General features: G+C 59.7%; 10 protein-coding genes. 4 read left to right on the forward strand and 6 right to left on the reverse strand.

The window, feature by feature from the left end; genetic code table 11:
* Positions 1 to 70: 70 nt before the first annotated feature.
* The 5 genes from RS75_RS11520 to RS75_RS11540 all read right to left on the reverse strand — a co-directional run bounded on the left by RS75_RS11520 (position 71) and on the right by RS75_RS11540 (position 6,526).
* Positions 71 to 1,345 (reverse strand): extracellular solute-binding protein, encoded by a 1,275-nt coding sequence (locus tag RS75_RS11520; protein WP_045020449.1) that lies wholly within the window; start codon positions 1,343 to 1,345, stop codon positions 71 to 73.
* 74 nt (positions 1,346 to 1,419) lie between these two features.
* Positions 1,420 to 2,493, reverse strand: coding sequence for an ABC transporter ATP-binding protein (locus RS75_RS11525; protein ID WP_045020451.1), 1,074 nt, complete (start codon positions 2,491 to 2,493; stop codon positions 1,420 to 1,422).
* Between the two features lie 7 nt (positions 2,494 to 2,500).
* The gene (arfA, locus tag RS75_RS11530; protein ID WP_045020453.1) at positions 2,501 to 4,012 is read right to left on the reverse strand and encodes an arabinosylfuranosidase ArfA; all 1,512 of its coding nucleotides are present in this window, start codon (positions 4,010 to 4,012) and stop codon (positions 2,501 to 2,503) included.
* A 121-nt stretch (positions 4,013 to 4,133) separates the two neighbouring features.
* The gene (locus RS75_RS11535; protein ID WP_045020455.1) at positions 4,134 to 5,063 is read right to left on the reverse strand and encodes an ArsR/SmtB family transcription factor; all 930 of its coding nucleotides are present in this window, start codon (positions 5,061 to 5,063) and stop codon (positions 4,134 to 4,136) included.
* A gap of 170 nt (positions 5,064 to 5,233) precedes the next feature.
* Complete coding sequence (locus RS75_RS11540) at positions 5,234 to 6,526, reverse strand: ABC transporter substrate-binding protein (protein ID WP_045020457.1); 1,293 nt, start codon at positions 6,524 to 6,526, stop codon at positions 5,234 to 5,236.
* Positions 6,527 to 6,638: 112 nt separating this feature from the next.
* Here RS75_RS11540 and RS75_RS11545 point away from each other — a divergent pair, with 112 nt between their 5' ends.
* Genes RS75_RS11545 through RS75_RS11560 form a run of 4 tightly spaced genes read left to right on the forward strand, consistent with a single transcriptional unit; the run spans position 6,639 to position 11,383 of the window.
* Complete coding sequence (locus RS75_RS11545) at positions 6,639 to 7,703, forward strand: LacI family DNA-binding transcriptional regulator (protein WP_045020459.1); 1,065 nt, start codon at positions 6,639 to 6,641, stop codon at positions 7,701 to 7,703.
* A complete protein-coding gene (locus RS75_RS11550; protein ID WP_045020461.1) occupies positions 7,696 to 9,573 on the forward strand; it encodes a DUF2264 domain-containing protein in 1,878 nt (625 codons plus the stop codon). Before RS75_RS11545 ends, RS75_RS11550 begins: the two co-directional genes overlap by 8 nt.
* On the forward strand, positions 9,570 to 10,586 hold the full coding sequence (locus tag RS75_RS11555) for a hydroxyacid dehydrogenase (RefSeq protein ID WP_045020468.1): 1,017 nt from the start codon (positions 9,570 to 9,572) through the stop codon (positions 10,584 to 10,586). Before RS75_RS11550 ends, RS75_RS11555 begins: the two co-directional genes overlap by 4 nt.
* Positions 10,583 to 11,383: a sugar phosphate isomerase/epimerase family protein gene (locus RS75_RS11560; protein WP_045020470.1), complete on the forward strand. Its 801-nt coding sequence runs from the start codon at positions 10,583 to 10,585 to the stop codon at positions 11,381 to 11,383. Before RS75_RS11555 ends, RS75_RS11560 begins: the two co-directional genes overlap by 4 nt.
* Before the next feature lie 228 nt (positions 11,384 to 11,611).
* Here the strand turns inward: RS75_RS11560 and RS75_RS11565 are convergent, their stop codons facing one another.
* Complete coding sequence (locus RS75_RS11565; protein ID WP_045020473.1) at positions 11,612 to 12,688, reverse strand: ABC transporter ATP-binding protein; 1,077 nt, start codon at positions 12,686 to 12,688, stop codon at positions 11,612 to 11,614.
* Positions 12,689 to 12,745: the final 57 nt, after the last annotated feature.

A 12,745-nucleotide genomic window follows, 5' to 3' on the forward strand; every position in this document is an offset into this window, starting at 1 on the left:
GAATGCCTCCGGGACCTCCCGCATTGCACGCTGCCCTCCGGCCTGTTTAGCGCCGGAGGGCAGTCACGGATTACTTGATCTTGCTTTGAAGCTCCGACTTGATCTGCTCGACCGCATCCGGACCGTTCATATAGCCCTGAATGGCCGGAGCGATGACGTTGAGCGCCGCGTCGTAAGCGGGAGAGGCAACCCCGGTAATCGTGGTCTTCGGGTCAAACACCGCGGCCTCCGCCAGCGAGGCATAGGTGGCATTCGGCTGCATCGCCTTGTATTCGCTGCTTTCGGTGATCGATTTATAGGCCGGGATATGCCCCGCATCGGCCCAGCTGATGGCGTGTTTTTCCATCCAGCCGATGACCTTCATGACGGCGGCGCGTTTTTCACCGGAAACCGTCTTGTCGCCTTCGTTCGGAATGGCAAAGGCGTGCGAATCCGCCCAGGTGGCGCGCTTGCCCATGAAAGGCGGCACTTCAACCGCATTCCATTTGAAGCCGAGCTTGCCGTTCTTTTCCAGATCCTTGTAGGTCGGCACTTCCCAGACGCCGTTGAGCTGGAAAGCGGACTTGCCGGCGGAAAAGAGGGCGACAGATGCCTCATATTCCGCCTGCTCGGGCGCCCAGCCGTTTTCCCGCCATCTGGACATCGTCTCGATGGCCTTTGCCGCCTTTTCGGCATTGTCGCCGGCGAGGACTTCATTGTTGGTGACCAGTTCGCCACCCTGTTGCGACAGGAGCGTATAGAACACGCGCCATACACCGCCCTCGCCACCCGACTGATAGGTAATCGGCGTCTGGACACCATTGTCCTTTGCCCAGGCCAGCGCCTTTTCGAAATCCTCCATCGTCTTGATGCCGGTCAGCTTGCCGTCGGCATCGAGATAGGGAGACCCCTTCAGCAGATCGGCATTGTAGTAGAGGACGAGGGCATGGATATCGAAAGGTACGGCGTAGAGCTTGCCGTTCTGGGTCGCCGCATCGAGGGGCGCGCTGAAGAAATCAGCCGCCTTCAGCTCAGCGTCGGCAAGGTCCTTTTCGGTGATTTCGCTCAGCACTTTTTCCTCAATGCCGAGCGGCGCGCGCGACAGGTGATAGGTCATGACATCAGGACCTTCGCCGACGGCGGAAGCCGTGCGCACCTTGGTATAAAAGGGAACGCCCCATTCGAGCGTGGTACCCTTGACCTGGATATCGGGATGTTCCTTGTTGAAAGCGTCTATCAGCGCCTTCATGCGCACGCCGTCGCCGCCCGACAGGAAGTCCCACCAGACGATATCCTGCCTCGCCAGCGCCGGCAGGGCGCTCAGGCCCAGAACCGTACCAACAAGCAATGTCTTGATCAGTCGCATCGTTCACTCCTCCCGTTTTTGGAACATCCCGGTTCAGGGGATGGCTTGCTGCATCGAAAGGCGCCTCCTCGCGCCTATCGCAACCTTCTGCCGTCGTTGTCGAACACCATGATGTGATCGGGCGAGGCGCTTAGAGAGACGGAGCGGCCATCCAGCCGCTCGCGCGAGCCCTGCCGTTGCACGACAAGCTCCTTCCCCGCCCTGGTGCGGGTGTAGAGATAGGAAAGATCGCCAAGCTCCTCGGCCACCTCGACGTTGACCGGCAATGCACCCTGCTCGACGATCACCAGATGTTCCGGCCTTATGCCGATCTCGACCCGCTGACCGGAGGAAACCGGCTGCGAAAGACGGGCTTCGAGCTGCTTTTCACCACCTTCAAACGTAAGCGTCACGATACCGTCCCGCTGCCCGACAATTTCGGCTGCAAGGAAGTTCATCGCTGGCGATCCGATGAAACCCGCCACGAAACGGTTGTCCGGATCGTCGTAAAGAGTGAGCGGTGCACCGGCCTGCTGCACGATGCCGCCCTTCAGCACGAAAATCTTGTCCGCAAGCGTCATGGCCTCCACCTGGTCATGCGTGACATAAATCATCGTGGCGCCGAGCTTGCGGTGAAGCCGGGTCAGTTCCAGCCGCATCTGGACACGCAGTTCCGCATCCAGATTGGACAGGGGCTCATCGAAGAGAAACACCTTCGGCTGCCGGACGATCGCGCGGCCGATGGCCACGCGCTGCCTCTGGCCGCCGGAAAGCTGCGACGGTCTTTTGTGCAGGTGATCCTCGAGCTGAAGGATGCGGGCAGCCTCCCCCACCCTCTCGTTCACCTCCGCTTTCGGCCGGCGGGCGAGGCGCAGGCTGAACGCCATGTTCTCGAACACCGTCAGATGCGGATAGAGCGCATAGTTCTGGAAGACCATCGCAACACCGCGATCCGCCGGTTCGACCGCAGTGACGTCGCGGTCATCTATGGCTATGTGACCGCCGCTGGTTTCCTCAAGACCGGCAATCATGCGCAACAGGGTGGATTTTCCGCAACCGGAAGGCCCCACGAAAACCGCGAAGCTGCCCGTCGGGATTTCCATCGAAACGTCCCGGATGGCTGCAAAGGAGCCGAAGGACTTGGCGACACTGGTGAGACGGACACCCATCACCGCCTCACTGAACCTTCACGCGCAGGACATGATAGGACAGCGCCGGCACGGAGCCTTTGAGCGCCCCATCCTCGACGCCGATGCCGCTGCCCGGCACCGGCACGACGCGATCAGGTTGATCCGGACCGTTGCCGACCCTCAGATCGTATCCCGCCATGGAAAGATGCAGGCTGAGTGCAACGGGCGAAAAACCGGTGAGGCCAACATTGAGCTCTGCTGCTTCGGTCAGGTGACGATTGAGGACGAACAGCGTCACCACACCCTCCTCCTCATCGAACACGCCGGCGACATCGAGATATTTAACGTCGTCGGCCGCGTTGCAATCATAGGTCGGGCAATCGACAGCGATGTTCAGCGCGACGCCACGGCCATAGAGCGAGGCGAACTGATAGGGATAATAGATCGTCTGCCGCCACGCCGGCCCGTTCTTTTCCGCCCGGATGGGGGCGATGACGTTGACGAGCTGGGCAATGCAGGCGATGCGCACGCGGTCCGAGCGACGGATGAATTCGTTGAGCAGACCGGCAACGAAGAGAGCGTCCTCGAAATTGTAGGTCTCCTCCAATAGTGCCGGCGCTTCCGGCCAGTCCCAGCTCTTGATACGTTTGCTGTCGTCTTCGCGGATGTGATACCAGACATTCCACTCATCGAAGCAGATGGAGACGTCGTTTTTGGCGCGCTTCTTGGCCTTCACATAATCGATGACACCGGCAATGGTCTGAATATAACGCCCGGTCTCCTCGATCTTGCCGAAGTAATTCAGCGTATCGCGGCTGTTATTGCCGAAATATTTATGCAGCGAGATGTGATCCACATTCTCGTAGCATTCTTCCAGCACCTCGCGCTCCCATTCGGGATAGGTTGGCATGCCGTCGTTTGAACTTCCGCAGACGATCGCCTCGATGGTCGGGTCGAAACCCTTGAAGGCCTTGGCGGTCTCGTTTGCCAGCCGGCCATATTCCACCGCCGTCTTGTGACCGATCTGCCAGGGGCCGTCCATCTCGTTGCCAAGGCACCACATCTTCACGCCGTGAGGCTTTTCCGTGCCGTGGCTGCGGCGAAGGTCGCTGAGTTCCGTGCCGCCGGGGAAATTCACGTATTCGAGGAAGTTGCGGGCATCGTCCAGACCACGGGAACCCAGGTTGACGGCAAGCATCATCTCTATGCCAGCCATCGAGGCCCAGTCCGCGAACTCATTGACGCCGATCTGGTTGGTCTCCTTGGAGCGCCACGCGAGATCGAGGCGGATCGGCCGCTTGTCGCGGGGACCGATGCCATCTTCCCAGCGATAGGCCGAAACGAAATTGCCGCCAGGATAACGGATCGCCGGGATTTTCAGATCCTGCACGAATTTCAGGACATCCTTGCGAAAGCCGTTTTCATCCGCCTGCGGATGGCCGGGCTCGTAAATCCCGCCATAGATCGCCCGCCCCATATGTTCGATGAAGGCGGAATACAGGCGATCGTCGATACGCCCAATCCGGAAGTCCCGGTGGACTGAAACCCGTGCTTTCATAAGGCTCTCCTCCCATGCGCACTATATCATAAAATATGATATAAACCATATTTACTGATATAGTTGCCAAGGGAATCCGCGCCTGTCAACCGCGAAAATCATACTTTTAAAAATGACTGGATCAGTCCGCTGTGCGCAGACGCAATACGATGTCCTGATCGTAATTTCCGAAACCACGGCCGAAGATGTTGAGCCCGCCCGGATGTTTCGCATCGGCCTTGACCTCGATGCGCAGCCGGATCGAACGATGGCTGGACAGATCGATATCCGCCAGCGTCACGCCCGAAATTCGCGTCCCGTCGACATAGGTTCCCTGGGCGGTGATACGCCAGGTTTTCAGCATGCCGTATTGGGAGCCGGACAGTTTCCACCAGTCCGGCGTAAACGTCCCCCGTTTGTCCCCGAAGTCGCCGGGCGAAGTCCAGACACCGATTTCCTTGCCGTTGACGGAGAGGGTAATGTCCGAAGGCCAGTTGCTGTGCGTTCCCGGCACCTCGGAACTGACCTCCATCGAAAACTCGACTTCCTCGACGTTTCGGCCCTGAATCTTGGCATTGTTGGGGAATTGATACTCGACATGTCCCGACGTGAACCACAAAAGCGCTGTCTTCATGCGGTCTGGGTCCATGAAGGTATCGGGCACATCGAGAAGCCCGATAATGCCCTCCGGCGAACAGATGCCGCAAGGCGCCGTTACCGAACTCTGCGTGTAGAGGCCGAGCGGCATAGCGACGGCAATGTAATTCGACGCCGCCGGCGCCTCGGGCCTTCGAAACGAAACGATGAGCTCGTCGCAGGTCGCAAAACAGATTTTCTGGCTGCCCTTGCGCGCCTTGCGCGTTTCGGTTCGCAGCAGCCCCGCCTCCTCAAGAACGGTCACACCTGCCGAAACCGTGGACTGTGGAAGGTCCAGCTTCTGTGCGATCTCATTGACATTCAGACCGTTGGCCTCGTGCAGCAGCTTCAATATCTGCACACGGATCAGCGACGAAGCCGCCTTCAAAACATCGAATTCTTTTTCTGCGTCAATAAGGAGGAAATTGGGGGCCATTCTCTAATCTTCAGATTTCTCGATCTAGATCAGAATTTCTGGCTTAAATAATTTATGCTGTCCAGCATTGTTTGTCGTGACGATATATTTGAAGCCTTGCCTCGCAAGGGTAACAGTCAACGGAGGCAGCGCCAACGGTTTCGATGCCGTATGCGCTGCCCCTTTTTTCCTTACCCGCGCTTGCGCAGGGTCCGGGTGCCAGTATCGACAAGGTTCTGCGCTGCCTCATCCACGCTGGCGCGGCCGAAGGCGAGCGAGTCGGCAATGGGGCGCATCACGCCGCGGTCGAACTCATTGGCGCCGATGGGGGCGGGCTCCGGATAGGTATCGAGTTTGCCAGACAGGCTCTCGATATAGTCCACCGTCTTGCGCTCGGTCTCGTTGAGGCTCGGCAACACCGCTTCGCGTACTTTCTTCGCCGGCGGCACGCCGCGCTCGACGCCGAGCACCTTGCCGGCGTCCTGATCGTTGACGAAAAAGTTGATGAACTTCGCCGCCGCTTCCGGATTGGTGGAGGTGGACGAAATGCACCAGATGAGGCCCGGCCGGTAATAATGCCCGGTCGGCTTGCCCGCCCCCTCACCCGGCAGCATGCCGATGGACAGCGTTTTCTTGTTGAGCGCCTGGTAACCCACAAGCTGGTTGGAATAGGCAAAGCCAATTGCCGAGTTGCCAAGGGTCAGTGCGTTGGACTCGATGGTATTGTCGTCACGCGTCTGGATATCGGCGGAAACACACAGCTTGTTCTCGCGCAGATCCTCCCAATAGGCGAACCATTCCTTGGCGTCTTCCTTGTTGAACCCGATGGTGCCGTCCTGAAACAGCAGCTTGCCGCGCTGGCGTAGCCAGACATCGAAGACATAGTGATAACGTGCGCCATAGGGCACAGCCCAGTAGTTGCGACGCGCCGGGGCGTTCTTCTTGAAATCGCGCGCCAGTTCCGCAAGCGCTTTCCAGGTGATCTGGTCCTTCGGCACGGAGATGCCGGCTTCCTTCAGCGTCTCGGCGTCATACATCATGCAGAAGGAATTCAGCCCGAGACCGACGCCGTAAAGCTTGCCATCGATGCGGCAAAGATCGACTTCGCTCTTGCCGAAAGTGGAAAGATCAAGCGACGAGCCGACGAACTGGTCCAGCTCCATGCAGGCGCCACGGCCGGAATAATCGGCAATGGTGGAAGGCTCGAGCTGGAAGATATCGGCGACATTACGTCCCGCCATGGATGTCGCAAGCTTGGTCCAGTAATCGGAACCGGCGATCATCTCGCCGCTGATCACCGTTTGCGGATCGGCCTTCTGGTAAAGGGCGATCACCTCATTGGTGCGCCTGCTGCGGTCAGCCGAACCCCACCATACGCAACGAATCCGGGTTTCAGCCGCCGCCGCGCGCAAACCGCCCGCCGCAACACCAAGACTGGCCAGTGCCGCCGTCACCATAAATCCACGTCTGTCGATAGTTTGCATCTGCTCCTCCCGCGTTATGCAAATTTTCTACTTATCGCTTAAATTCTTGCAAATTTTCTATATTTGCAATATTTGCATCATAATAGATTTTTTTGCAAGCGCAGGAGACGATATGAACGATATGCCCGACATCAGCCGCCCGCGTCAGTCGGATATCGCCCAGCGCGCCGGGGTTTCCATCAGCACCGTATCCCGGGTTCTCGCGGGAGAAAAAGGCATCAGCGCATCGATCCAGACCAAGGTTCTGGGTGTTGCGGCGGAACTTGGTTATCCGCTGCGGCCAGTCACCAGCCAGACCGGCGGCGTATCGCTGGAAGGCAAGAAAATTCTCGCCCTCATGTCCGCCGAGAGGGCGACCGGCGATATTGGCGCTTTTTATCACGATATTTTCGACATGCTGCGCAGCCTTTCCCAGACGGAGGGTTTCGAACTCGATATCCGGCTCCTGCACCAGAAGCAGATCGACGACGCGCTGACGCAGCGGGTCTGCGAGGTCGATGGCCTTCTTGCAATCGGCCTTGATCCTGAAGAAGAGATCATCGACCGGATCACGCAGGGTGTGCTGCAGCCGGTTCTGGTCAACAGCGCCGATCCATTGATGATGCTGGATTGCGTCTCGCCTTCCAATTTTTACGGCGGCGCGATGGCGGCGCGGCGGCTTCTGGAACTGGGCCACCGGAAGGTCGCCTATATCGGCCCACAGCACCGCCACACCATAAGAGAGCGCATGCGCGGCTTCCGGCAAACGATCCTCGAGGAGGAAGGAACCACCTATGAGGAGTTTCTGCTTTCCACAGTGGATAGCGGCTTCGGGCAGGCTGGCGATGCGGTTCGCCAGCTGCTGGCCAAAAACCCTGACCTGACCGGCATTTTCTGCATGAACGACGCGATCGCGCTCGGCGCGCTCGGTGCGGCGCAGGAACTTGGCCTTGGCGTGCCGGATGATCTTTCCATCATCGGCTTTGACGACCTGCCCTTCGCCGAGCTTTCCACCCCAAGGCTCAGCACGATCCGCGTTGATCGCCGCGAGATCGCCCGCGAGGCGGTGGAGCTGATGCGCCGCCGGTTGACGGAGCCATCGGCCAATGCCCGGCAGGTTCAGCTGAGCGTACAGCTGGTGGAAGGACAGACCGCCGGCCAGGTGAAACAGACGGGAAAGGCAGCGCGCGATGCATGATGCGACAAACCATGATCCGATGACGCGTTTCAATCCGCTACACGGCAATCCGCTCAAGACCCGCGCCGACGTCCGGCGGGCGCTGGACGACAGTTTTGCGCCGCTGCTTCCCTATTTTTCGCAAAGCGGCGCAAGGGTGACGCTGAGCGGCACCGCCGCGCATTTCGACCGGGCGGCGGCCGATCTGGAAGGATTTGCACGGCCACTCTGGGGCATCGCGCCGCTTGCGCTTAGCGGCGATACATTCGCCCATTGGCCGCTGCTGGCGAAAGGCATCGCCAACGGCACCGACCCCGCCCATCCCGATTACTGGGGCGACGTGCGCCAGAAGGATCAGCGGCTGGTGGAGCTGGCCGCACTCGGCTTTGCGCTTCGCCTTGCACCGCAGCACCTGTGGGAACCGCTGTCGAATGCTCAGAAAGACAATGTGCGACGCTATCTGCTGACGGCGCGTGAACACATCTATGCCGACAATAACTGGAAGTTTTTCCGGGTGATGGTCGATATGGCGCTCGATCATCTCGGTATCGAATTCGACCGGGGCCTGACGGAAACGTATCTGAAAGAGCTGGACGGGTTTTATATCGCCGATGGCTGGTATCGTGACGGCAATTACCGCCGCATCGACCACTACATCGCCTTCGCCATGCATTTTTACGGCCTGATCTACGCGAAGCTCAGCAAGCCGAGCGATGCTTACGCCGAACGTTACCGCGAACGCGCCCGTCTGTTTGCCGGGGATTTCGCAAGCTGGTTCGATGAGGACGGCGGCGCGCTGGCCTTCGGTCGCTCCATGACCTACCGTTTCGCCTGCGGCGGCTTCTGGGGTGCCCTCGCCTTCGCGAATGAGCAAGCGCTGCCCTGGGGCGAGATCAAGGGGCTTTATCTCAGGCATCTGCGCTGGTGGGCGAACAAACCGATTGCCGACCGGGACGGCGTGCTCTCCATCGGTTACGCCTACCCGCAGCTCACCATGTCGGAAAGCTACAACTCCGCCGGTTCGCCCTATTGGGCCTTCAAGGCCTTCCTGCCGCTCGCTCTGCGCGAAAGCCACCCCTTCTGGCAGGCCGAGGAAAAACTGCCCCATGCATCCGCGAAACCACGTCCACTCATTCATCCCGGCATGGTGATGATGCGCATCAAAGGTAACGTCACGGCGCTGACCAGCGGCCAGGAAAACCTGTCCATGCGCGGCGGGCCGGAGAAATACGCCAAATTCGCCTATTCCTCCCGCTACGGTTTTGGGGTGGAAGTGGACGAGCGCGGTTTCAAGACCAATGGTTTCGACAATATGCTGGCCTTCTCCGAAGACGGCCTGCACTACCGGGTGCGCGAAACCAACGACACGGTTTTACTGGCGGGGGAAAACCTGCGGACTACATGGAAGCCATTCCCTGATGTGGCTGTTGAAACGACACTGATTGCGGCCGGAGACTGGCATGTCAGGCTGCATCGGATCACCTCAGCCCGCCCCCTTGTCGTTACCGAAGGCGGCTTTGCGATCAACCGCAACGATGGCGACTGCGATACAATGAGCGAAGAGGCAGGCAAGGCGACGGCCGATTGCGGTACCGACATATCCGCCATCGTCGATCTCGGCTCAAGCATATCTCGCCGGGGTGTGGCGCTGAAGGCGTTGCCCAATACCAATCTCATCAACGCCAAAACCACCGTGCCGCAATTGCGGGGTAACATCCCCGCGGGCGAAACCCTGCTCGCCTGCGCCGTCTTTGCGGGACTGACAGGGCCGGAAGGCGAAAAAGCCGTGGCGACAGTTCCTGCACTTCCAGACATCGAGGCGCTCGACCGCCTGTTTGCGGAACACGGTGTTCCGGTCAGCAGCATGGCGGCGGCGGGAGAGCCGCAATGAGGAGCCCGCTTCCGCGTCTCAGCCTTGCCATGGACCCGGAGCGGACGCAGCATGTGCTGACACCGCAGGCGCTCGCGAGGCTGTCGCAGAGCGTCGATATTCTCGATGTCAGGCGGATCAGCGACTTCTACGATCCATCCCTGAGAGACCAGCTGGAACGGACGGATATTCTTCTGACCGGCTGGGGCTGCCCCGATATCGGCATGCGGGAACTGGCGCTCATGCCGCAACTGCGGCTGATCTCCCATGCCGCCGGCACGGTCAAATATTTCCTGTCGCAAGCGGTCTTCGAACGCGACATCACGGTATGCAGCGCGGCCGAGGCGAACGCGCAGCCGGTCGCGGAGTTCGCGCTGGCGATGATCCTGCTTTCCGGCAAACGCACTTTCGGTTTCCGGCGCATCTATGGCGATGATCGCGGACGGGACAACGTCGAACGCCTGCAATCGCAGGCCATCGGCAATCTCGGACTGACGATCGGCATCGTCGGAGCATCGCGCATCGGGCGTCGGGTCATCAATCTGCTGCAGCCTTTCGACCTCGACCTGACGCTTTTCGATCCGTTTTTGAGTGCTGTGGAGGCGGAAAAGCTCGGCGTGCGTTCGGTGCCGCTTGATGAATTGATGGCGGCGAGCGACGTCATTTCCCTGCATGCGCCTTCCCTGCCGCAGACCCGGCACATGATCGGAGCAGAGGCGCTGGCCCGGATGAAGGATGGCGCGACCCTCATCAACACGGCGCGCGGCGCGCTGGTCGACGAAGAAGCTCTTCTGGCGGAACTGAAAACCGGACGTATCGAAGCCGTCATCGACGTGACCGATCCTGAAGTGCCACCGCAGGATTCACCGTTCTACAGTCTGCCGAACGTGTTCCTCACGCCGCATATTGCCGGCGCCATTGGCCTCGAACGCGCCCGGCTCGGCGAGATGGCGATTGCCGAAATCGAACGTTTTTGCCAGGGCTTTGCGCTGCAACAGCAGGTACGACCGGAACATCTGGAACTGATCGCATGAGATTTTTCGCACCGGGCCTCTGCTCCGTAACCTTCCGCGCGATGACACCGCAAGCCGTTATCGATCTAGCCGCCGCAAACGGGATCAAGGCGATAGAATGGGGCGCAGACATCCATGTGCCGCCGGGTGATCTCGAAAATGCAAGGGATGTGGCCGAGCGAACTGCGAAAGCCGGCCTTACCGTTTCCTCCTACGGCTCCTACATCTTTGCGCCCGATTTTACGCCGGAGGATTTGACCTCCGTGCTGGAAACAGCCAAAGCACTCGGCACCGGCCATATCCGCATCTGGCCCGGCAGCCGCAAACGCCCCTCCGCCGATTATTCGCCCATGGAGCGCCGTGTGGCGACCGACGCACTGGCGATGTTCGCCCGGCGAGCGGATGATTATGGCATGACCATCGGGCTCGAATATCACCCCAATTCGCTGACAGACACGCTGCCTTCGGCCCTGCAACTCATGCAGGATTTGCCGATGCCCAACCTCTTCTTCTACTGGCAACCGGCCCCCGGCCTGCCGCTCGATGATGCTCTTGATGAAATATCCGTGCTCGGCTCGCGCATCTGCCACCTGCACGTCTTCGCCTGGCTCGCCGACGCCAGCCGCCTGCCGCTGCGTGAGCGTGCGGACTATTGGCGGGCCTGTGTCGATGCCTTGCCGGAAAGCGAATGGACGAAACCGGCCTATGCGATGCTGGAATTCGTCAAGGGTGACGACATCGGCCAGTTTGCTAAAGATGCGGTGATGTTACGGCAAATTCTTGGCGGTTTAGAGTGGCCAATTCTTCCACGAATGTAACCTCACACTCGACGTCATCCTCGTGCCTGACCCGAGGATCTACCAACGTATCGTAAAATCAATGGGTTGCAGATCCTCGGAACAAGCCAGCAGATAACGAAAGAGAATTTTACGGATTGTGTCGACAGCCCTGCGGCCGTTCACGGAACCGCCATGTCTTTCATCAAGGCGCGATGGGCATGTAAATAAATGACGGAGATGGGTGGAACGGCTCCACCCGCTACATCCTCATATCCGCCGCCCGTCCGATCCGAACAGATGCGTCTTCGCCAGATCGAACGCAAAGGGAATAGTCTCGCCTATGCGGATATGGCGCTGGCCGTCGAGAAGCACGGTGGCGGGCTGGCCGTCGGGTGTGCTGGTGTAAACCACGGTCGAGCCGCCGAGATGTTCGACGAGCTGGATCGAGGCTTCGCCCAGCGAGGCCGATTGGGCCTGCGGATTCACATGTTCGGGGCGCACGCCGAAGGTGAGTGGCTCGCCCTCTTGAGCCTCAACCGGCTTTTCCAGCGTGATACGCTGGCCGGCGACCTCGATGGTGCGGTTGGAGCTGTCGCCTGAAGCCACCTTCGCGGAGAGGAAGTTCATCTTCGGCGAGCCGATGAAACCGGCCACGAACTGATTGGCCGGATTGTTGTAGAGATCGAGCGGGCGGCCGACCTGCATGATGCGGCCGTCGCGCAGGACCACGATCCTGTCCGCCATGGTCATGGCTTCCACCTGGTCGTGCGTCACATAGATCATGGTGCTGCCAAGCGTCTGATGCAGCTTGGCGATTTCGACACGCATCTGCACGCGCAATTCGGCATCGAGGTTGGACAGTGGCTCGTCGAACAGGAAGATTTTCGGCTCGCGTACGATCGCCCGGCCGATGGCGACACGCTGGCGTTGGCCGCCCGAAAGCGCCTTTGGCTTGCGTTGCAACAGCGGGCCGATCTGCAGGATATCGGCGGCCTTCTGCACCCGCGCCTCGACTTCCGGTTTCTTGTAACCCGCCGTTTCCAGCCCGAAGGCAAGGTTCTTGTAAACACTCATATGCGGATAGAGCGCATAGGACTGGAAGACCATGGCGATGCCGCGCTTGGAGGCGGCGGTCTCGTTGACCCTTTCGCCATCGATGTGAAGATCACCCTCAGAGATTTCCTCCAGACCGGCGATCATGCGTAAAAGCGTGGATTTGCCGCAGCCGGAGGGGCCGACGAAAACGGTGAATTCACCCGGCTCTATCTTGAGGTCGATGCCGTGGACGACCGGAAAAGCGCCGAACCGCTTGACGATTTTTTCGAGCGTAATGCTGCTTGCCATGCTGTTTCTCCCGACCGTCGCGCCGCGCAGAGGGCGGCCGCGACAGTGTTGATGCTA

It is taken from the genome of Rhizobium nepotum 39/7, from assembly GCF_000949865.1.
Lineage (GTDB): Bacteria > Pseudomonadota > Alphaproteobacteria > Rhizobiales > Rhizobiaceae > Agrobacterium > Agrobacterium nepotum.